Source organism: Priestia megaterium (assembly GCF_009497655.1).
GTDB lineage: Bacteria > Bacillota > Bacilli > Bacillales > Bacillaceae_H > Priestia > Priestia zanthoxyli.
Window position 1 is genome coordinate 4896423 of the sequence record NZ_CP023317.1, and the last position, 20915, is coordinate 4917337.

Below are 20915 nucleotides of genomic sequence, written 5' to 3' on the forward strand. Positions count from 1 at the left end.
GTTTTTCTTCCTTTCTTCCATTGAATACGTTCACATTATGCCGTTACTGTTGCATCACTTTGCTGCTCATACTGTTTAATTTTATTCACGCGATTTTCATGTCGCCCGCCTTCAAATTCTGTCGTTAACCAAATTTTCGCAATTTCACGTGCAAGTCCCGGCCCAATGACGCGTTCACCCATTGCTAAAATGTTGCTATCATTATGTTCTCTTGTGGCTTTTGCACTAAACGTATCATGCACTAGAGCGCAGCGAATTCCCTTTACTTTATTAGCTGCTATGCTCATACCGATGCCTGTTCCGCAAATAAGAATGCCTCGACTTACTTCTTGGCTCGCCACTTTTTGAGCAACGGGAAGTGCATAATCCGGATAATCGACAGATGCTGAGCATTCACACCCTAAATCCACATATTCAATATTTAATTCTTCCATTAAAGAGATAATTTCCTGTCGTAAATTTATACCGCCGTGGTCAGATGCAATAGCTACTTTCATCTTTGTTTCCTCCTCATACATACCTTCATCTTCTATTAATTTTTGTTCAGTTTAAGTCTGCAAAAATTTATGGGACCTTTTATAATTTGTCGACTATTTTGTTAATCATACGCTCTAACTCTTCTAAAGTCTGTTCGTACGTCTGTAATGATCCGCCGAACGGATCAGATACTTCACCTTGCTCGCCGGCAAATTCTTTTAGCGTAAATAATTTATCACTTACGTATGGAGCTTGGTTCAAAATTAGCATTTTATGCTGCTCCGTCATCGTAAAAATATAAGTAGCCCACATCAATTGTTCTTCCGTTAATGCTGCCGAAGCATGAGAACAAGCTATGCCTTTCTGTTGAAGGGCAACTTGTGCATGAACAGAAGCTTCACTTCCATTTGAAGCGAATACACCTGCAGACTTCACGTTTATTCCATCTATTTTTTTAGCTTTCAGCAACGCTTCTGCCATAGGGCTGCGGCACGTGTTTCCTGTACATACAAATAAGATGTTTTTCAAGATACATCCTCCCTTGCTTTCACTATGTGCGACTATGTTGATATTCCACCCTATTGTATCTCTATTGCTTGCATAAATCCAGTTAGCTTTTTTGGGTGTTTTTTATCCATGATCTCTTTATTTATCTTGAAAAAAACACCTTCGCTTTCCTTTTTTTATTGCTGTAATTTAAAAGAAGCAAAAAAAGACCATAACCTGCATGGTCATGATCCTTTACCTATTTATATATAGTTAAAAAGGTAATAGCAATTTGATGCCAAAAGCTAATAAAATGCTCCCGCCCAGTGCCTCACTATATGAACCAAGCCAGCCTTGTACTCTTCTGCCGAGCAACAGTCCTAACCAAGTTAATAGCATACTCACTACGCCAAAAACAATAATGGTCAAAAACGTTCTTGCCCCAAAAATACCTAAGCTAAGTCCAACAGAAAAACTATCTAGACTCACGCTGAGCGCAAAAAATAACAGTCCAAAGCCAACTGGTTTGATAAACGGCGTATCGTCATGCTTAAAGGAGGAATAAATCATCTGCGCCCCAAGAATCAGCAATAAAATTCCACCGCCATAGGTAGCAAACATTCCAAGTTTATCAGACAAAAGTCGTCCAATAAACATGCCCAATAGCGGCATCCAAATATGAAATATACCGATAACAACACCAATGTAGAAAATTTGGCGAAAGCGTAAACGAATTAACCCCATTCCCAAACCAACTGAGAAAGCATCCATTCCTAAGGCAAACGCCATAATGACTAACGTGATCATTTCACTAATTAACTGAGATACATTCATCTTTACCCTCCTCGGACGTGCTCCTATTTCAAAATATGCACATTCGAAAAGGTTTAGAAGATGAATTTTATTGCTTAATCACGTGATGTCCTGCAGCTTTCATTAATCGATTCATAACGGCATGACCGACTCCTTCTTCAGAAAAACTTTCACTAACGATAATATCTACATCGCACTCATTAAATGAACGAAGAGACTCATATAAGTGGCTAGCAACCGTCTCTAAATTTGAGCGAGATCCACATGTAATGACGGCATCGGCTTTATACACATTTTCATGTTCAGATGTCGTTAATACCCCTACTCGCTTACCCTGATCTTGATAGTGATCAATAATAGATTGGAAAAAATCTGAACTGCCGTCAACAATGACAAGCGGTGCATCAGGTGCGTAATGCGTATATTTCATACCTGGAGATTTTGGCGCTTCTTTATCACTTATTAACGCTCGATCTACTTTTACGGGACCAATTACACTTTCTAACTCTTTCTGAGTAATGCCGCCTGGACGTAAAATAATAGGAATCTCTTCAGTACAATCAAGGACAGTCGACTCTACTCCTACCCCTGTCGCTCCTCCGTCTACAACTCCGCTAATACGCCCTTCTAAATCATTCATCACGTGGTGAGCTAAAGTGGGGCTTGGCTTGCCGGAGAGGTTTGCACTAGGAGCCGCGATAGGCAAAGCCACTTTTTTCAATAATGCAAGAGCTACCGGATGTGATGGCATTCTCACTGCAATGCTGTTTAAACCAGCCGTAACCTTATCTGAAACTTGATCTTTTTTAGGTAATATCACGGTAAGAGGACCTGGCCAAAAAGCATCAATCACTTTCTCTGCTTTTGAAGGAATTGACTCTACAAATGTATGCAGCTGCTCTTTATCTCCAATATGAACAATAAGAGGGTTATCACTAGGACGTCCTTTCGCTGCAAAAATTTTATCCACAGCTTTATCCGATGTTGCATCTCCTCCTAATCCATACACCGTCTCTGTAGGAAAAGCAACCACTTCGTGGTTGCGCAGCAAATCTGCTGCTTCTTCTATCTGTGGATAAATATCTTTTTCGTTCATAAAATTATCCACAACCCATAACTTAGTTTCCATCTTCTTCAACTCCTTTTTCTTTCTATATCTAGGTTTTTTTTTACTTTAAAAGTACAATATGTATCAAAAACAGTAAAATACATGCATTCATTATATCAGCAAACAAGCTTTATCCACAAAATGTGGATAAAGCTTAGATTTTTGTGAATAACATTGTGGATACCCCATTAAAATGATTTATCCACATTTCCTTTTAACTAGCTGCATAAAACATCACGTAGACATCCTTAGGATTTGGTAACTGTTTTAAATACGAATGTTCTTTTAACAAATCAGGTAGCGCACTATAAGATGTTTGCTGAAAATTCATCATTTGAAAAAAATGCAGAGAGGATGCCTTATTTGTTAGTAAATATAGTTGCTTCACACCATGCTTTTGAGCCAGCTGAACGATACTTTTAAATAGCAGCAGAATATCAGATTGCATCAAAGAAGGTGACACGACAAGGGAGCGAAGAATTCCGTCCATGCCTTCTTTTTCAAACCCAACTGTTGCTAGCAGCTCGCCTTCATCACTTTCCATGATGACAAATTGATGAATATGTTCTTCTACACCCGCTGTGCTAATACCCGCTTTTTGTAAAAACTTCTGAATTCGAATATAATCATTTTTACTGGCAATTTTTAATTGTTCTCTCATTTTAATCACCTCAACTTGTTTTCTAGTAACAAATCTATGAGATGGTTAAAAAAAGTAGAACTGAATTTTATTTTTAATGATTCTATTAATTAAATACGGACGATACCCATTCTACTACAAAAAACTTAACTTCTACAGAATCTTCTTTCGATTTAGCATCAGCTTTTTTCTTAGATGAAACAGACTTTTCAGCTTCCTTACTTTCCTTTTTCTCAGCCTTAGCGCTTGTTTCTTCTTTCGCTGTGTTGCTTGTATCCTTTGCAGCTGCTTCTTTAGAAGATGCCGTTGGTTGAGAAGGTTCCTCAGCTTTCTGCTTAATAGAATCCGATGTAATAGTTGCAGATTGAATTTCTGTCTTCACTGCGGGTTCTTTACTTTCAGCCGACGTATCATCTGTTTTGTCTGCAGATTTTAATTCAGAAGCTGCTGGTTTTTCTTTTTCTGCCTTTGGTTCTTCTTCAGATGGCTCTGGCGCTTTTACCGCTTCACCGTTTGAAAAATCTAAGAAGCATAAAGGAGGAAATAGTACACACCACCAGTTTGCTCCTTCTCCTTTACCAAGAGTAATAAGCACGGCTTCATACTCACCTGCTGGATATAAAAACTGACCGTACAACTTAGTAGGAAACTCTACTTTTCCGAATTTAACGTGAACAGATTCATTTACGCCTTCTTCTTTTAGCACTTCTTTCGCAATTGTCTCAAGCGCTGGCAAATTTTCTTTAATTGTTTTTCGAGCTACAGTTACAGATGTTAAATCTTTTACCCATTCTGTAATTTGTTCGTTCACACGGTCACGAATCAGACGTTTTACGTACTGATCTTTTTCACCGTCGCTGTTTGCTAAAATACGCAGTCGAATTGCCTCGTCTGGAATGACTGCAGGCTGATCTGCCTGCACTTGGTTATGTGTATATATAAGTTGAGCATTTGCTCCAATAATTAATAAAATAAAATAAATGATAGCATATTTCTTCATTTCGGCCACCGCCCTTTCATAGGAACAGTATGGCCGAAAGCAAGATATCTTAAACTAGTAATTTAGTAAAAAAATGCATGATTTTCAAAAACCAAAGGGAAAATCATTCCCTCTGATTTTTTTAGTTATCACGAAGTTGTGCAAAAACCATTCGATCTTTTCCATTAATATCATATACACATTCTACAAAAGCTGTCGGAAACGTTTTTTGCAGCATCTCAGCTACATCTTTTGTCTGTCCGGCCCCGACCTCAAATCCAATAATACTGTTTGACTTCGTCACATATGGCAACTCTTCCATAAAACGTCGATAAAAATCCAGACCATCTTTTCCACCAAAAAGAGCTCGATTTGGCTCATGATCTTTTACCACTGTGGACAATTCATCATCTGCTGGAATATAAGGCGGATTAGACACAATTACATCAAATTTCTGATTTGATGATAGGAATGGTTGTAATAAATCTCCCTGTATAAACGTGACAGCAGCGTCCAGATTTTGAGCATTCTCCTTGGCTACATTTAAAGATTCTATAGCTATATCTGTTGCTGTAACATTGACGCTGTCAAGCTCCAACGCTAAAGTGATAGCAATCGCCCCACTTCCCGTTCCAATATCGACAAGCTCAATAGACTGGTGTTGAAATTCTTTTTTCATTCGAGAAATCATTCCATATACGAGCTCTTCTGTTTCCGGTCTTGGAATTAATACATGTTCGTTTACAATAAATGAACGTCCGTAAAATTCTTCTGTCCCGATGAGATATTGTACAGGCATCCCTGCTTTATGAGCATGGACATCTTGTTCAAACCTTTTTAGCGTTTCTTCTTCTAGTTCTTCCTGCAGAGCACCTAGCAAATGAGTTCTCGTCATCTGTAAGTGATGGCGAAGCAAGAGTTCTCCCGCGTTTTCATCTCGCTTTGCCTCTTTCAAAAAAGAAGAAGCCCACTTAAGGGCTTCAAATACTTTCATTAGTTCGAATCTTCCATTCGGCGCGCTTGGTCTTCCATTACTAATGCATCGATAATTTCATCAAGCTTGCCTTCTAAGATTTGATCTAGCTTTTGAATCGTCAGACCAATACGGTGGTCCGTTACGCGATTTTGCGGGAAATTATACGTACGGATACGCTCAGAGCGATCTCCTGATCCAACTGCTTGTTTGCGCGTTGCATCGTACTCTGCTTGTGCTTCTCGCTGGAATTTGTCGTACACGCGAGCACGCAATACTTTCATTGCTTTTTCTTTATTTTTAATTTGAGACTTTTCATCTTGACATGATACCACTGTATTTGTTGGTAAATGTGTTAAACGAACTGCCGACATCGTCGTATTAACACTTTGGCCACCAGGTCCACTTGAAGCAAATGTATCTACACGGATGTCTTTTTCATGAATGTCCACTTCAACTTCTTCCGCTTCAGGAAGACATGCTACCGTTGCTGTAGATGTATGAATACGACCGCCTGATTCTGTTTCAGGAACTCGCTGAACACGGTGTGCACCGTTTTCAAATTTCATCTTTGAGTACGCACCTTTACCGTTAATCATAAAGATAATTTCTTTATAACCGCCTACTCCAGTAGTCGTTGCTTCCATTACTTCTGTTTTCCAGCCTTGTGATTCAGCAAAACGAGAATACATGCGGTACAAATTAGCTGCAAATAACGCTGCTTCATCTCCACCAGCCGCTCCACGAACCTCCATGATTACGTTTTTATCATCGTTTGGATCTTTTGGAATTAATAAAATACGTAGCTTTTCAACTAGCTCTTCTTGCTGCGTTTCTAACTCGGCAATTTCTTCTTTGACCATGTCGCGCATATCTGCATCAAGCTTATCTTCAAGCATCGTTTTCGCTTCTGATAACTGCTCTTTTACATCTTTGTATTCCTGATAAGCGGCTACCGTTTGTTGTATATCTGATTGTTCCTTCGAATATTCTCTCAACTTAGAGGGGTTGTTTACGATCTCAGGGTCACTCAGAAGTTCGTTTAACTTCTCATAGCGCGCCTCTACCGCTTCTAAACGATCAAACACGTCATTCACCTCATTCTTTATCCATAACATTGTAATTATAGTATAGCTTTAAAATAGAGTCAAAACCTTGTTAATACACGTATATGAACAAAAAAACAGAACTGCGCGTTCTGTTTTTATCATCATAAAATTCTTGCTTTATTTTTCGACCATTTCGCTTGAGTCCACAGACACAGCCTGTCCTTTGGACTTTTGCACAACGTGGCAATGACGACATCTTGGTTCGTACGATTCAGACGCACCGACTAAAATAATAGGGTCGTCATAAGAAGCAGGCTCACCGTTAATCAAACGCTGCGTACGGCTCGCAGGAGAGCCACATGAAGCGCATACGGCCTGTAGCTTTGTTACCGATTCTGCAATAGCCATTAACTGGGGCATTTGTCCAAAAGGTTCACCTTTGAAGTCTTGGTCTAACCCTGCTACAATCACACGAAAGCCTTGATCTGCTAAAGATTGAACAATTTCTAAAATATCTGTGTCAAAAAACTGTACTTCATCTATCGCTACTACGTCTGTCTCTTCATTTACTCGCTTTAAAATATCGCGCGATGCTGAGATTGAATAAGCCATAACAGATGTACCATTATGTGAAACGACAGCTTCTTCACTATATCGATTATCAATTGCAGGCTTGAACACTTGTGCTTTTTGTTTAGCAAACTGCGTACGGCGCACACGTCGAATCAACTCTTCTGATTTCCCTGAAAACATACTGCCACAAATTACTTCTATCCAACCGCTTTGTTTCATTACGTACACCACTGCGGGACTCTCCCTTCTTCTCGTTCCGTTTCTGAGCGAACCGCTACTAACTTAATCTACGTCTTCTATGTAGATCTTATTCCTATGATAAAGTACCCACTTTTTTATCAAGCAGACACTGTTTTTCTACTTTTTTAAGCAAAAAAACAGGCAAGAAGTTAAGCTACTTGCCTGTTTGTTTCGACAATGTGATTATTTAAGACCGTATTTTTTGTTGAAGCGATCAACACGGCCACCAGCTTCAGCGAATTTTTGACGACCAGTGTAGAATGGGTGACATTCAGAACAAGTCTCAACGCGGATCTCTTCTTTTACAGAACCACTTTCAAATTCGTTTCCGCAAGTACATTTAACCATAACTGTTTTATAGTTTGGATGAATTCCTGTTTTCATTCGTTTCATCTCCTTCCGCCCTGAATCATTCTGAAACAGAGTTTATTGATAAAGATAGTGATGAAATAATAACTATTTCACTGTGTACTTTATCAACACACATGATGAAATTATAACAAGGGTTGTATGCTTTTGCAACCACATGTTTTATAACTTATCGTTTATTTGCTAGAAGCGTTTTTTTCTCTTCCGTTAACATCGAAAAGAACTCTTCATTTGTCTTTGTTTGACGTAAACGTTTTAAGAATTTTTCTGCAAAATCAGGAGCATCTGCCATTGATTTGCGAATTGCCCATAAGTGGTCTAAATGCTCTTTTGGAATTAACAGCTCTTCTTTACGTGTGCCTGAACGACGAATGTCAATCGCAGGGAAGATACGTTTTTCAGCTAGTGAACGATCTAGATGCAGTTCCATGTTACCTGTACCTTTAAATTCTTCATAAATAACATCATCCATACGAGAGCCTGTATCAATTAAGGCTGTTGCTAGAATGGTTAAGCTGCCTCCATCTTCAATGTTACGCGCAGCTCCAAAGAAGCGTTTTGGACGATGAAAAGCAGCTGGATCAATACCCCCTGATAGTGTACGACCGCTCGGTGGAATAACTAAGTTATAAGCACGAGCAAGTCTTGTAATGCTATCCATCAAAATGACAACATCTTTTTTGTGTTCGACAAGTCTCATCGCACGTTCAAGGACAAGTTCCGCTACTTTAATGTGATTTTCTGGCACTTCGTCAAATGTAGAACTGACAACATCACCGTCAACCGAACGCTCAATGTCCGTTACTTCTTCAGGACGCTCATCAATAAGAAGAACAATCAATTCCGCATCAGGATGATTGGTTGTAATGCTATTGGCAATTTCTTTTAACAGCATCGTTTTACCTGCCTTTGGCGGCGCAACAATTAGTCCCCTTTGCCCAAATCCAATTGGTGAAATCAAGTCAATAATACGCGTAGAGAAACTTCTTGGCTGAGTTTCCAGCAGCATTTGCTCATTTGGATAAATCGGGGTTAGTGCTGGAAAATGTACGCGTTCTTTTGACGTTTCTGGGTCTTCTCCGTTTACTGCTTCTACATGCAGTAACCCGTAGTAGCGCTCATTTTCTTTCGGAGGACGAACTTTCCCCGATACCTTGTCTCCATTACGCAGATCGAAGCGACGAATTTGTGAAGCTGAGATATAAATATCTTCTGAACTCGGTGAATAGTTAATTGGTCGTAAGAAACCGAATCCTTCTGACTGAATAATTTCAAGAACGCCTTCCATAAATAAAAGCCCATCTTGTTCAGCTTGAGCCTTTAAAATAGCAAAGACAAGTTCTTTTTTCGTTAATTTACTATAGTACGAAACTTTATACTCACGAGCATGTTCATATAGCTCTTTTAATTTCATATTTTCTAAACTGGATAATGTTAAGTTCATTAGGACACCACGCTTTATAATGAATAATTTTTAACCGTTCCTCCCATATTAAATTCAAATATAAAATTGAGAGATGATATGGATGGAATAAATCTGTGAAAATGGAGAATATAACCTTTGAAGTATAATAAGTAGAATCAATTGATTAACCATACACTTTTAGAAGAATAATTCCGACATAAAACCATTTATATTATCTTGATAAATTTAACGTAGCAATTTATATTCTAACCTTTTTCTATCTTTTTAATCAATCTTTTTTTACTTTAGAAGATGAATAAAAAAAAGGAAATTTAATAGCTTAAGAGAAGCAAGGAAAACCTTTTCATAATTTCACATTAAAGGAAATAAACTGGACGTTAAAATAAGAAGTGAAATTTATCTTTTAGCTTCCCCTTTTTATCTATTTACCCTATTCATAAATATATAAGCTACACAGACATAGAAGAACGTTCCTACACCTGTGTAGCTTATTTAACGGCTCATTTCTAGAATTTGCTTTCCTGACTGTTGTGCAATTTGCCTCTATGAATTTTGAAATTGTTCAATTTCTTCTTGAGTCATCTCTTCACGCCAAATCATTGCCCCTAAATCCGATAGCTTGTCTACTAAATGGCTGTAACCTCGGTCAATGTGCTCTAAACCAGTTACTTCTGTAATCCCTTTGGCCATTAAGCCTGCGGTTACAAGGGCTGCTCCTGCTCGTAAGTCCGACGCTTTCACACGTGCACCTTGTAAGTGAATGGGACCATTAATAATAGCTGAACGTCCTTCTACCTTAACAGATGCATTCATTCGTCTCAGCTCGTCAATATGCTTAAACCTTGCACCGTAAATTGTATCTGTCACAACGCTTGTACCTGATGCTCTTGTTAGAAGCGTCGTGAATGGCTGCTGTAAATCAGTTGGAAAACCTGGATATACTAACGTTTTAATATCTACGGGCTTCAACAGCTGACGAGTCGCTACGAGAATCTGATCTGAGCTTGTTTCGATATGAATACCCATTTCCCGCATTTTAGCCGTTAATGACTCTAGGTGCTGAGGGATAACGTTGTCAACAACAACTTCTTTTCCCATACTCGCTCCCATAATCATATACGTGCCTGCTTCAATTCGGTCTGGAATGATGGAATGACGGCATCCTTTTAATTGATCTACGCCATCAATTCGAATAACGTCCGTCCCTGCACCTTTAATACGGGCACCCATACTTGTCAGTAACGTAGCTACATCGATAATTTCAGGCTCTTTAGCAGCATTCTCGATAACGGTACGCCCTTTTGCTCTCACAGCAGCTAGCATGATATTGATTGTTGCTCCTACGCTCACAACGTCTAAATAAATTCGAGCACCAATCAGTTCATCAGCTCGAATGTAAATAGCTCCTTGCTCATTTGTTACTTTCGCACCAAGAGCTTCAAAGCCTTTAATGTGCTGATCGATTGGTCTTGGACCAAGGTAACAGCCTCCTGGAAGACCAACTACCGCTTTTTTAAAGCGTCCCAACATCGCCCCCATTAAATAATAAGAAGCGCGTAATTTTTTTACTTTTCCGTTCGGTAAAGGCATTGCAACCATTCCGGATGGATCTACTGTTAATTCGTCGTTATCAATGGTTACTTTCCCACCAATTTCTTCAACTAAATCCCCTAATAACTGCACGTCTGAAATATCAGGCAGACCTTCAATTGTAACAGGTGACTCGGCTAAAATTGTTGCTGGAATAAGCGCAACGGCACTATTTTTAGCACCACTGACGCGGACGGATCCACTTAAGGTAAAGCCACCTTGTATTTTTAACTTTTCCATTTATAGCTCCCTTCTAGTGAAAGAAAGTTTCTCACCTAGTAATTGAGGAAAATTTTGGTACAAAGAATACCTAAAAGAATGGTTATTTTTCCTATTACCTACTAGTGTACACGAAAATGAAAAAATCATGTATAGTTTCGACAAGATAAAAGAAAAATATGGCATTCACCTGTCAGGATGGTAAATGCCACACAAATTTATACATGTTTAGACATTTCGTTTTTCCCAATCTGCTAAAAATTGGTCAATTCCTGCATTTGTTAACGGATGTTTGAACAATTGCATTAAAACTTTGTAAGGAATTGTCGCAATATGTGCTCCATTTTTTGCAGCTTCTGTTACGTGCATCGGATGACGAATAGATGCTGCAATAATTTCGGATGGAATGTCATGAATTGCAAAAATATCTGCAATATCTGAGATTAAATCGAGGCCATTAAAACCAATATCGTCTAACCTTCCCAAGAAAGGCGATACGTAAGTAGCACCTGCTCTTGCTGCCATTAACGCTTGGTTAGCTGAGAAAATAAGCGTAACGTTTGTCTTAATACCTAAACTAGTAAATTCTTTTACTGCTTTTAAGCCATCTGGAGTCATCGGTACCTTGATTGTAATATTCGGCGCAATCGCAGCAAGCTCTTTTCCTTCGCGAATCATGCCTTCTGCATCAAGCGCAATCACTTCTGCACTTACAGATCCTTCAACGAACTCTGTAATTTCACGAAGACGATCTTCAAACGTGATGTTCTCTTTAGCTACTAAACTAGGATTTGTTGTAACCCCCGCTAACAAACCTAATGAATGCGCTTCCTTAATCTCGTCTAAATTAGCCGTATCAATAAAAAACTTCATGAATGCCATCCCCCTGTGTTATGTATTCAGAATGATAAGAAAATTATAGTAAAAATAAAACCGCCTTACAATAAAAATAAGACGGTTTTATTTTTCAGACTCAACTAACTGCAAACAGGCCATCCGAAGATTTCAAATTATGCTTTGTTAGAAGAACCGAATTCACGCATTTTACCTTGAACCGTTTCTTTGATTGCTTCGCGAGCAGGTCCTAAGTATTTACGTGGATCATATTGTTCAGGTTGCGCAGCTAATACTTCACGAACAGCTTTAGCTGAAGCAATTTGGTTTTCAGTGTTTACGTTGATTTTAGCAGTACCTAAAGAAACTGATTTTTGGATATCTTTTGTTGGAATACCAGTTCCACCGTGTAGAACTAATGGTAAGCCTGTACGATCTCCGATTTCTTTCATTTCAGCAAAACCTAGGTTTGGTTCACCTTTGTATGGTCCGTGAACTGATCCTAATGCTGGAGCTAAGCAATCGATACCTGTACGGTTAACAAGTTCTTCACACTCGTTAGCATCTGCATAGATAACACCCTCAGCAATAACGTCGTCTTCTTGTCCACCAACAGTTCCTAGTTCTGCTTCTACAGATACTCCGTGGAAGTGAGCTAGTTCAACTACTTTAGAAGTAATTGCAATGTTTTCTTCAAATGGGTGGTGAGAAGCATCGATCATTACAGAAGTGAATCCAGCATGGATTGCTTTTGCACATGATTCAAAGCTTGAACCGTGGTCTAAGTGAATTGCAACTGGTACTTGAACGTCGTAATCTTCGATTAGAGCTTCAACCATTGCTACAACAGTTTTGAAACCGCCCATGTAGCGTGCTGCACCTTCAGATACACCAAGAATAACTGGAGAGTTTTCTTCTTTTGCTGCTTGAAGAATAGCTTGAGTAAACTCTAAGTTATTTAAGTTAAATTGACCTACTGCATAGCCTTGTTCTTTTGCTGTAATAAGCATTTCTTTCATTGATACTAAAGGCATATTGAAATCCTCCTTAAAATCAACCTTAGATTAGATGCTAACCAAAAGGCACACTCAAATAGTATGCTCTTGAATTGAGTGTTTCATGTAGAAACAACGCGCATCTTTACATAATAGATTGTCGAATTATGAATACAGTAATTAGGATACCAACTAACAATGAAAACAGCAACATTTTTAGGCTGATATTCAAAATTTGTTAGTATGAAAACCCTACCAAAACCTTAATTCGACTTTACTGGTATATATTCCCTAACAACTTTGCGGATTTCATCAATATCAAAAGGTTTTGCAAAGTGAGTTAACGCTCCTAGATCTTTTGCTTCTTGAATCATATCCAATTCACCATAAGCGGTCATAATGATGACTTTAATCGTTTCATCGTGCTGCTTTAACCTTTTTAAAATTTCGATTCCATCCATTCCTGGAATTTTCATATCTAATAAGACAAGATCCGGTGCTTGCTCTTTTGTAATATCAATCGCCTGGAAGCCGTTCGCCGCTTGAAATGTCGTATAGCCTTCTTTTTGCAGCACTTCCGTTAATAAAATACGTATACCATACTGATCATCAACAATTAAAATTTTCTCTGCCAATATAATCCCACCTTTTATATTCCTCTTCTACAGACAAAACTAACATATGTATTTCGCCTTTAAAACAAAAATCCCTGCTAATTAGAGAAATTGTTACAAAACATAGCTTTTTTTGTCATCCATCTAACTTCATTGCACTTTACTTTCATTGTAGCTCATTTCAATATAGAATACAGATAGCTTTTTTCGTTATAATGTGTAGATAGACGGCTTTAGCCGCTTAAATCGAAGGGAGATTCTATGCTTAAAATTTTCACAACTCAACTTTCAGGTTTTTTTAAACGAATTGAAGAACAAGAAGAATTCCAATTTGAAGATGCCGCGCGTATTTTAGCACAGGCCTCTGTCGGAGAAGGATTTATCTATATTTATGGTGTAGAAGAAATGCATGCCGTTACACTAGAAGCACTAAGCAGTGCAGAACCTTTAAGTCAGGCAAAGCCTTTGCCTTTACATGAATTGGATCAGCTGACTAGCGTCGATCGCGTACTGCTTGTCTCTCGATTTTCAACAGATCACAAAGCTGTGGAAATAGCTGAACGTTTAAAGAAACGCGATATTCCATTTGTCAGCATTGCTGCTGTCCCTAAAGAAATAACTGAACCTTCTTTAACAGCACTCGCAGATGCTCATATTGATACAAAATTGTTAAAGCCCCTTATTCCTGGAGAAGACGGCTCAAGATTTGGTTTTCCAGCAATGATGGTCGCTTTATACGCGTACTACGGTTTAATTTTTACATTAAAAGAAATCGTAGAAGAATATGAATAAAAAACACGCTGTCTAAAGACAGCGTGTTTTTATTTCACTTATTTGTTTTGGCCTGACTCCATTGATGCGCGAATAAATTCTTTGAACAATGGTTGCGGTCTTGTTGGACGAGACGTGAATTCTGGGTGGAATTGTGAAGCCAAGAACCATGGGTGATCTTTTAGCTCTACAATTTCAATTAAACGGCCGTCCGGGCTTGTACCAGAGAAGATAAAACCTTTCTCTTCCATTTGCTGGCGATATTCGTTGTTAAATTCATAGCGGTGACGATGACGCTCATACACCACTTCATCTTGATATGCTTCATATGCAAGCGTATCTTCAGACAATTTACAAGGATATAATCCTAAGCGTAATGTACCACCTAAGTCTTCTACGTCTTTTTGTTCCGGTAATAAGTCGATAATTGGATAATTTGTTTCAGGTGCAATTTCTGCTGAATGTGCGCCTTCTAATCCTAATACATTGCGTGCAAACTCAACTGATGCTAGCTGCATACCTAAACAAATACCTAAGAATGGAACTTTTTGCTCACGTGCATATTGTGTTGCCACAATTTTACCTTCGATTCCACGATCCCCAAATCCACCTGGAACTAAGATACCGTCTACATCACCAAGTAAATCTTGAACATTTTCTTTTGTTACAAATTCAGAATTTACCCACTTGATATTTACATCTGCATCGAATGCATATCCAGCATGTTTCATTGCTTCTACAACAGAAATATAAGCATCTTGAAGTTCTACATACTTACCAACTAATGCAATTTTTGTTGTGTTTGAAAGTCCTTTTACTTTCTCAACAAGTGCTTTCCACTCAGTCATTTCTGCCTCTTTGCAATCTAATTTCAAGTGATCGCATGTGATTTGATCTAAGTGCTGCTCTTGTAGAGATAGTGGGATTTCATATAATGTTTCAGCGTCTGCACACTCAATAACTGCTTTTGGATCAATGTCGCAGAATAAAGCTAGCTTATCTTTCATATCTTCAGAAATTGGCATTTCTGTACGAACAACAATCACGTTTGGCTGAATACCTAAGCTACGTAATTCTTTTACACTATGCTGTGTTGGTTTTGTTTTCATTTCACCAGCCGCTTTTAAATATGGCACAAGTGTACAGTGAATATACATAACGTTGTCACGGCCAATATCGCTTTTGATTTGACGAATAGCCTCTAGGAAAGGAAGTGATTCAATATCTCCTACCGTTCCGCCGATTTCAGTAATAACAACATCTGCGTTTGTTTCTTTGCCTGCACGGAAAACGCGTTCTTTAATTTCATTTGTGATGTGCGGAATAACCTGAACTGTTCCGCCTAAATAATCACCGCGACGCTCTTTTTTCAATACTGTTGAATATACTTTACCTGTTGTTACATTGCTGTAGCGATTTAAGTTGATATCGATAAAACGCTCATAGTGACCTAAGTCTAAGTCTGTTTCCGCGCCGTCATCTGTTACGAATACCTCACCGTGTTGGTATGGACTCATTGTTCCTGGGTCTACGTTAATGTATGGATCAAACTTTTGAATCGTTACGTTCAACCCACGGTTTTTTAATAAACGGCCTAAAGAAGCTGCTGTAATCCCTTTTCCTAGAGATGATACAACACCGCCTGTTACGAAAATATACTTTGTCATCTATACTTCCCCCTCTAAATAATTTGAACTGTACAATATTAAAAGTTTTCACATAAACAATCACAATTCATTCATTGTGCATGCGAAATTATAAGAAACCTTATGAATGTGAAACGTTCAAGAACCAAAAGAAAGTTTCTATCAAGGATTTATAAGAACATATCGGGGTGTAAAACATTGATAAATAAAATAAAAAAATTGCTCCCAATACCAAAACTGGATTGGGAGCAATAGTCTATTTTAAATAAAAACTTTTTAAATGCTTGTTTAAAGAGCCCAAAAAAGATTCTACCTACTTCGCTTGAAAAAGTCAAGAAGGATTATTTTTCTTTTTCGTCCTCATAATCGTCTTCTTCATCTTCCTCATCATCGTCTAGATCATCTTCTAAATCGTCAAAATCGTCTTCTGCAAGATCATCTTCATCTTCTTCTAGCTCGTCGATGTCTTCAAAATCTTCTTCTTCGTCTAGATCGTCAACATCTTCATAATCTAAATCTTCTTCTAGATCATCAAAGTCTTCAACTTCTTCAACAACAGCTTTTTTCGCTTTTTTCTTTTTAGGTTTTGCAACCGGAATAACTTCTTCTTCAGCCTGGTCAAAAGGATACCATCCACGAAGACCCCAATGGTTGTCCCCTACTGTTAAAAAGCGACCATCAATATTAATATCTGTATAAAACTGAGCTAATCTCGTTTTTAATTCTTGATCTGACATTTCCGCTGCTGCTTTAATTTCAGCAATAATTTCTTGGAATGACATTGCTTGACGATCTGTTTTTTCTTCTAGAAGCGCGTAAGCAATCTCAATCATCGACATTTCTTTTAAATCCGTTTTTGAGTACTGTGCTAAACTCAAATCTGGCACATCCTTTCTATGGCTATGTATATCGAAAATCTATTAAATCAATTCATCATATGTGTAAATGATGGAAACGAATAAATACATACCATTCATTATAAACAAATTCAATACATTTATGCTAGCCTCGTTTCTAAAATTCTCGAGAATTTCGCATAAAACAACGAAAAAATAGACATTTTATTACTATAATACATTCTACTTGATACACCAACAGCATCCTTTGACCAAAAGGAATTCACCATCAGTTATTCTGAGTCCGTTAGGGTTAAGTCTATAAAAGCCGCGATGACCAAAAATAGTCATCGCGGCTTTTAATATATCACTATATACTAACGATACATTATTACATATTTCGACGATATTGCCCACCGCATTCATATAAAGCTCGCGTAATTTCTCCTAAGCTGGCTACTTTAACAGTCTCCATTAACTCTTTGAAAATGTTCTCTCCTTCTGTTGCAGCTTTCTTTAACCTTTTCAGCGCGTCTTCTCTTTTTTCTTCATGCTGCTGTTGAAACTTCTGAAGCTGATTAATTTGATGATTTTTTTCTTCTTTTGATGCGCGGGCCAACTGCATGTCATCAACTGAGGAACTTTCCTCTTCATTTGGATTAATATACGTATTTACTCCTATAATAGGTAAAGCTCCCGTATGTTTTTGCATCTCGTATTCCATCGATTCATCTTGAATCTTACCTCGCTGATACTGCATTTCCATCGCACCTAAAACGCCGCCTCGATCATTTAAGCGTTGAAATTCAGCCAATACCGCTTCTTCTACCAAGTCTGTTAGTTCATCAATAATAAAAGAGCCCTGTAATGGATTTTCATTCTTAGTGAGTCCATGCTCTTTTGTAATGATTAGTTGAATGGCCATCGCTCTACGTACAGATTCCTCTGTCGGTGTTGTAATTGCTTCATCATACGCATTGGTATGAAGAGAGTTGCAGTTGTCATGAAGAGCCATTAAGGCTTGCAGCGTCGTACGTATATCATTAAAATTAATTTCCTGTGCATGAAGCGATCGGCCGGATGTTTGAATATGATACTTAAGCTTTTGACTGCGTTCATTTGCGCCGTATTTATCACGCATCACAATTGCCCATATTCTTCTCGCCACACGTCCAATAACCGTGTATTCAGGGTCAAGTCCATTACTAAAGAAAAACGATAAATTAGGAGCAAAATCATCAATATGCATCCCTCGGCTTAAGTAATATTCCACGTACGTAAAACCGTTGGCTAATGTAAACGCGAGCTGAGAAATTGGATTCGCCCCTGCTTCAGCAATATGATAGCCTGAAATAGACACAGAATAATAGTTGCGCACTTTCTCGTCAATAAAGTACTGCTGAATATCTCCCATCATTTTTAACGCAAATTCTGTGGAAAAAATACACGTATTTTGGCCTTGATCTTCTTTTAAAATATCCGCTTGAACGGTTCCTCTCACTTGTTTCAACGTACCCGATTTTACTTCCTCGTATTCCTGTTCCGTTAAAGGACGCTTTAATTCTTCTTCTTTCTTTTCTACCTGCTGGCTGATAGCTGTATTCATAAACATAGCTAATAATATCGGAGCCGGCCCATTAATCGTCATCGAAACGGAAGTCGAAGGATGGCAAAGATCAAATCCCTTATACAAAAGTTTCATATCATCAAGCGTACAGACATTTACGCCGCTTTCGCCAATTTTCCCGAAGATATCCGGCCTTGGATCCGGATTTTCTCCATAAAGCGTTACAGAATCAAACGCTGTACTTAAACGCTTGGCCTCATCATCTTTTGACAAATAGTGAAAGCGGCGATTGGTTCGTTCTGGTGTTCCTTCACCTGCGAATTGACGCTTAGGATCTTCACCTTTTCGTTTGAACGGAAAAACACCTGCTGTGTATGGAAATACACCTGGCACGTTTTCTTTATAAAGAAAACGAAGAACTTCCCCGTATTCATCAACCTTTGGAAGGGCCACGCGCGGAATACGCAGTCCTGATAGCGTATCAACTTGCAAAGACGTTTTAATTTCTTTATTTCTTACCTTTGTAATAAGTTCTTCTTGCCGATACTGACTTTTTAATTTAGGCCAGTTTTCCAGCTTTTCAATCGATTCGGCCGTTAGCTGTTTTTGATATTTCTCCTTTAGCTGAGTGAGCTCTTGCTTGGCTGTTTCTGTTTCCACTTCTTCGAGAGCACCCTCTAGCTGATAAAATTTACGCGCTGTTTGCGCTTGAACGTCCGTATTGCGGTGATAAGAGCGAACGCTGTTTACAATCTCCTGTAAATATTGCTGTTGATCATTAGGAATGATGGTATATTTCTTTTCACTTACGCGCTCTGATGATTTTTCTACGTGCCAAGACGTACGGCATGTTTGATGCAGATGATTTACAAGATCTTCAAATAAAATATTTGTTCCCCCGTCGTTGAACTGACTCGCGATTGTTCCGTAAATTGGCATCGTAGAGAGACTATTTTCAAACAGCTGATGATTGCGCTGATATTGACGCTGCACTTGTTTTTTTGCGTCTTCGGAACCTTTTTTTTCAAATTTATTGATGACAATAAAGTCTGCGTAATCAATCATTTCAATCTTTTCTAACTGCGACGGCGCGCCAAATTCGCTTGTCATGACATAAAGAGAGACGTTTGCAATATCTTTAACTTGAGCATCAGCTTGCCCTATGCCGCTTGTTTCGACAATGATAATGTCGAAGCCCGCTTTTTTCACGACGGCAATTCCATCTCGAATGGCCGCCGATAGCTCATGTCCAGATGAACGCGTGGCCAAACTTCTCATATACACACGAGGAGACGCTGCGATGTTCATGCGAATTCGATCCCCAAGAAGCGCTCCTCCGGTCTTTTGTTTAGTTGGATCAACGGATAAAACAGCTACATGAATATCTGGAATATGTTCAATAAACCTTCTTACTAATTCATCCGTAAGCGAACTTTTCCCCGCTCCTCCTGTTCCTGTGATTCCAATAACCGGTATTTTTTGATCTGTCTCGCTGTCGATTACACTTTCTCGTATTTCTTCAAGAGCGGCTGCATGCTCTTTTGTGTATTCATAGGCTTCATTTTCAGCACATGTAATAAGCTGGGCAATTAAACGGTCATTAGCCGGCGTTAAGGTTCGATCATTCGGCAGTGCAGGGGGATTTGTGTAATAACAATCATCGATCATGAATTGAATCATGCCTTCTAACCCCATTTTTCGTCCATCTTCCGGAGAAAAGATTTTAGAGATGCCGTAATCATGAAGCTCTTGAATCTCACTCGGAATAATTACCCCGCCGCCGCCGCCATAAATTTTAATATGAGAAGCCTGTTGTTCTTGGAGTAAATCGTACATATACTTAAAATATTCTACATGGCCGCCTTGGTAAGAAGAAATGGCGATCCCCTGAACATCCTCTTGTATGGAAGCGTTAACAATTTCTTCGACAGATCGGTTATGCCCCAGATGAATGACTTCTACCCCCTTGGCTTGAAGAATCCGTCTCATAATATTAATAGACGCGTCGTGGCCGTCAAACAGGCTAGAAGCGGTTAAAAAACGAAGCGGTCTTTTGCTTGTATTCAAACTGTCTCCCCCTCACACAGTTGTTGAAATGAAAAATTTTTAAGTAAAAAATCCAACTGCATATTTGTATATTCTTCTAGTGAATAATGCTTTTGCAGCCACCATCTGCGAAATGCCCACATCTGACCTTGAACAAATAAATGATGAGCAAACAGCGAAATTTCTTTATCCGTAAGTGCAAATTGATTGTTTTCTACGCAGCCTTCGATAATAACCTTAAACATTTCAACCATATCCAGCTCTTTTTTTAATACATATGGAAGCGCATCTTTAGACAGCGATTTCGCTTCTTGGTACATGACTAATACTTCATCTTGAAGCTCATCCACAACTTTAAAATAGTGCTGAATCGCTTGTTGAAGCTCAGCGATTGTATAACGATCCACTACCATCTCTTCTAATCGCTCTCTCACTTCATCGTAAATATTGTCACATACAAGATATAAAACATCTTCTTTAGATTGAATATATTCGTAAAGTGTACCGATACTGAACCCAGCGGCTTTGGCAATTTCCCTTGTTGTTGTTCGGTGAAAACCTTTTTCCTTAAATAGCGTGACGGCCCCTTTAATCATTTGATTACGACGCTCTACAATCAGCTTTTCATCTTTAATGGATGTGAGAACTTCTCTCTTTTTCATTT

At 38.6% G+C, this 20915-nt stretch carries 20 protein-coding genes; 1 reads left to right on the top strand and 19 read right to left on the bottom strand.

The window, feature by feature from the left end:
• Nucleotides 1-35: 35 nt before the first annotated feature.
• The 15 genes from rpiB to CEQ83_RS25210 form a co-directional block, all read right to left on the bottom strand.
• Nucleotides 36-497 carry a ribose 5-phosphate isomerase B gene (gene rpiB / locus CEQ83_RS25140; protein WP_028411981.1) on the bottom strand — a complete coding sequence of 154 codons (462 nt, stop codon included), beginning with the start codon at nt 495-497 and terminating at the stop codon, nt 36-38.
• A gap of 79 nt (nt 498-576) precedes the next feature.
• The gene (locus CEQ83_RS25145; protein WP_028411980.1) at nt 577-1005 is read right to left on the bottom strand and encodes a low molecular weight protein arginine phosphatase; all 429 of its coding nucleotides are present in this window, start codon (nt 1003-1005) and stop codon (nt 577-579) included.
• A gap of 231 nt (nt 1006-1236) precedes the next feature.
• Nucleotides 1237-1797, bottom strand: a complete 561-nt coding sequence (locus CEQ83_RS25150) for a manganese efflux pump MntP (RefSeq protein ID WP_028411979.1) — start codon at nt 1795-1797, stop codon at nt 1237-1239.
• A 67-nt stretch (nt 1798-1864) separates the two neighbouring features.
• Complete coding sequence (locus tag CEQ83_RS25155; protein ID WP_028411978.1) at nt 1865-2905, bottom strand: L-threonylcarbamoyladenylate synthase; 1041 nt, start codon at nt 2903-2905, stop codon at nt 1865-1867.
• 193 nt (nt 2906-3098) lie between these two features.
• Nucleotides 3099-3545, bottom strand: coding sequence for a GNAT family N-acetyltransferase (locus CEQ83_RS25160; protein WP_047749577.1), 447 nt, complete (start codon nt 3543-3545; stop codon nt 3099-3101).
• A gap of 85 nt (nt 3546-3630) precedes the next feature.
• Entirely contained in the window at nt 3631-4524 is an 894-nt protein-coding gene (spoIIR, locus tag CEQ83_RS25165; protein ID WP_033580396.1) for a stage II sporulation protein R, read from the bottom strand.
• A gap of 121 nt (nt 4525-4645) precedes the next feature.
• Complete coding sequence (prmC, locus tag CEQ83_RS25170) at nt 4646-5497, bottom strand: peptide chain release factor N(5)-glutamine methyltransferase (RefSeq protein WP_028411975.1); 852 nt, start codon at nt 5495-5497, stop codon at nt 4646-4648.
• Nucleotides 5497-6564 carry a peptide chain release factor 1 gene (gene prfA, locus CEQ83_RS25175; protein WP_013059820.1) on the bottom strand — a complete coding sequence of 356 codons (1068 nt, stop codon included), beginning with the start codon at nt 6562-6564 and terminating at the stop codon, nt 5497-5499. The genes prmC and prfA overlap by 1 nt, the downstream gene beginning before the upstream one ends.
• Before the next feature lie 138 nt (nt 6565-6702).
• A complete protein-coding gene (locus CEQ83_RS25180; RefSeq protein ID WP_153252841.1) occupies nt 6703-7317 on the bottom strand; it encodes a thymidine kinase in 615 nt (204 codons plus the stop codon).
• Between the two features lie 204 nt (nt 7318-7521).
• Nucleotides 7522-7722: a 50S ribosomal protein L31 gene (gene rpmE / locus CEQ83_RS25185; RefSeq protein WP_013085477.1), complete on the bottom strand. Its 201-nt coding sequence runs from the start codon at nt 7720-7722 to the stop codon at nt 7522-7524.
• Nucleotides 7723-7876: 154 nt separating this feature from the next.
• On the bottom strand, nt 7877-9151 hold the full coding sequence (gene rho, locus CEQ83_RS25190; RefSeq protein WP_014457752.1) for a transcription termination factor Rho: 1275 nt from the start codon (nt 9149-9151) through the stop codon (nt 7877-7879).
• Between the two features lie 525 nt (nt 9152-9676).
• The gene (locus tag CEQ83_RS25195; protein WP_028411974.1) at nt 9677-10963 is read right to left on the bottom strand and encodes a UDP-N-acetylglucosamine 1-carboxyvinyltransferase; all 1287 of its coding nucleotides are present in this window, start codon (nt 10961-10963) and stop codon (nt 9677-9679) included.
• 207 nt (nt 10964-11170) lie between these two features.
• Complete coding sequence (fsa, locus tag CEQ83_RS25200; protein WP_013059825.1) at nt 11171-11815, bottom strand: fructose-6-phosphate aldolase; 645 nt, start codon at nt 11813-11815, stop codon at nt 11171-11173.
• Nucleotides 11816-11952: 137 nt separating this feature from the next.
• Complete coding sequence (locus CEQ83_RS25205; protein WP_013059826.1) at nt 11953-12810, bottom strand: class II fructose-bisphosphate aldolase; 858 nt, start codon at nt 12808-12810, stop codon at nt 11953-11955.
• Between the two features lie 224 nt (nt 12811-13034).
• Nucleotides 13035-13409: a response regulator gene (locus CEQ83_RS25210; protein WP_087944205.1), complete on the bottom strand. Its 375-nt coding sequence runs from the start codon at nt 13407-13409 to the stop codon at nt 13035-13037.
• A 237-nt stretch (nt 13410-13646) separates the two neighbouring features.
• Between CEQ83_RS25210 and CEQ83_RS25215 the strand changes: the two genes are divergently transcribed.
• Nucleotides 13647-14177, top strand: a complete 531-nt coding sequence (locus CEQ83_RS25215) for a DUF2529 family protein (protein WP_033580394.1) — start codon at nt 13647-13649, stop codon at nt 14175-14177.
• Nucleotides 14178-14215: 38 nt separating this feature from the next.
• Here the strand turns inward: CEQ83_RS25215 and CEQ83_RS25220 are convergent, their stop codons facing one another.
• The 4 genes from CEQ83_RS25220 to CEQ83_RS25235 all read right to left on the bottom strand — a co-directional run bounded on the left by CEQ83_RS25220 (nt 14216) and on the right by CEQ83_RS25235 (nt 20913).
• Nucleotides 14216-15823: a CTP synthase gene (locus CEQ83_RS25220; protein ID WP_048021718.1), complete on the bottom strand. Its 1608-nt coding sequence runs from the start codon at nt 15821-15823 to the stop codon at nt 14216-14218.
• Between the two features lie 320 nt (nt 15824-16143).
• Entirely contained in the window at nt 16144-16680 is a 537-nt protein-coding gene (rpoE, locus tag CEQ83_RS25225; RefSeq protein ID WP_033580392.1) for a DNA-directed RNA polymerase subunit delta, read from the bottom strand.
• A 349-nt stretch (nt 16681-17029) separates the two neighbouring features.
• Entirely contained in the window at nt 17030-20272 is a 3243-nt protein-coding gene (icmF, locus tag CEQ83_RS25230; protein WP_155017548.1) for a fused isobutyryl-CoA mutase/GTPase IcmF, read from the bottom strand.
• Nucleotides 20269-20913 carry a TetR/AcrR family transcriptional regulator gene (locus CEQ83_RS25235; protein ID WP_014457745.1) on the bottom strand — a complete coding sequence of 215 codons (645 nt, stop codon included), beginning with the start codon at nt 20911-20913 and terminating at the stop codon, nt 20269-20271. The genes icmF and CEQ83_RS25235 overlap by 4 nt, the downstream gene beginning before the upstream one ends.
• Between the last annotated feature and the right edge of the window lie 2 nt (nt 20914-20915).

What these genes read in the sequence shown, in the direction of transcription:
- CEQ83_RS25215 (WP_033580394.1), top strand. Translation starts at nt 13,647, where the DNA reads ATGCTTAAAATTTTCACAACTCAACTTTCAGGTTTTTTTAAACGAATT.
- CEQ83_RS25155 (WP_028411978.1), bottom strand. Translation starts at nt 2,905, where the DNA reads ATGGAAACTAAGTTATGGGTTGTGGATAATTTTATGAACGAAAAAGAT.
- CEQ83_RS25195 (WP_028411974.1), bottom strand. Translation starts at nt 10,963, where the DNA reads ATGGAAAAGTTAAAAATACAAGGTGGCTTTACCTTAAGTGGATCCGTC.
- CEQ83_RS25160 (WP_047749577.1), bottom strand. Translation starts at nt 3,545, where the DNA reads ATGAGAGAACAATTAAAAATTGCCAGTAAAAATGATTATATTCGAATT.
- rho (WP_014457752.1), bottom strand. Translation starts at nt 9,151, where the DNA reads ATGAACTTAACATTATCCAGTTTAGAAAATATGAAATTAAAAGAGCTA.
- CEQ83_RS25180 (WP_153252841.1), bottom strand. Translation starts at nt 7,317, where the DNA reads ATGAAACAAAGCGGTTGGATAGAAGTAATTTGTGGCAGTATGTTTTCA.
- prmC (WP_028411975.1), bottom strand. Translation starts at nt 5,497, where the DNA reads ATGAAAGTATTTGAAGCCCTTAAGTGGGCTTCTTCTTTTTTGAAAGAG.
- rpmE (WP_013085477.1), bottom strand. Translation starts at nt 7,722, where the DNA reads ATGAAAACAGGAATTCATCCAAACTATAAAACAGTTATGGTTAAATGT.
- CEQ83_RS25220 (WP_048021718.1), bottom strand. Translation starts at nt 15,823, where the DNA reads ATGACAAAGTATATTTTCGTAACAGGCGGTGTTGTATCATCTCTAGGA.
- fsa (WP_013059825.1), bottom strand. Translation starts at nt 11,815, where the DNA reads ATGAAGTTTTTTATTGATACGGCTAATTTAGACGAGATTAAGGAAGCG.
- rpiB (WP_028411981.1), bottom strand. Translation starts at nt 497, where the DNA reads ATGAAAGTAGCTATTGCATCTGACCACGGCGGTATAAATTTACGACAG.
- CEQ83_RS25150 (WP_028411979.1), bottom strand. Translation starts at nt 1,797, where the DNA reads ATGAATGTATCTCAGTTAATTAGTGAAATGATCACGTTAGTCATTATG.
- CEQ83_RS25235 (WP_014457745.1), bottom strand. Translation starts at nt 20,913, where the DNA reads ATGAAAAAGAGAGAAGTTCTCACATCCATTAAAGATGAAAAGCTGATT.
- spoIIR (WP_033580396.1), bottom strand. Translation starts at nt 4,524, where the DNA reads ATGAAGAAATATGCTATCATTTATTTTATTTTATTAATTATTGGAGCA.
- CEQ83_RS25205 (WP_013059826.1), bottom strand. Translation starts at nt 12,810, where the DNA reads ATGCCTTTAGTATCAATGAAAGAAATGCTTATTACAGCAAAAGAACAA.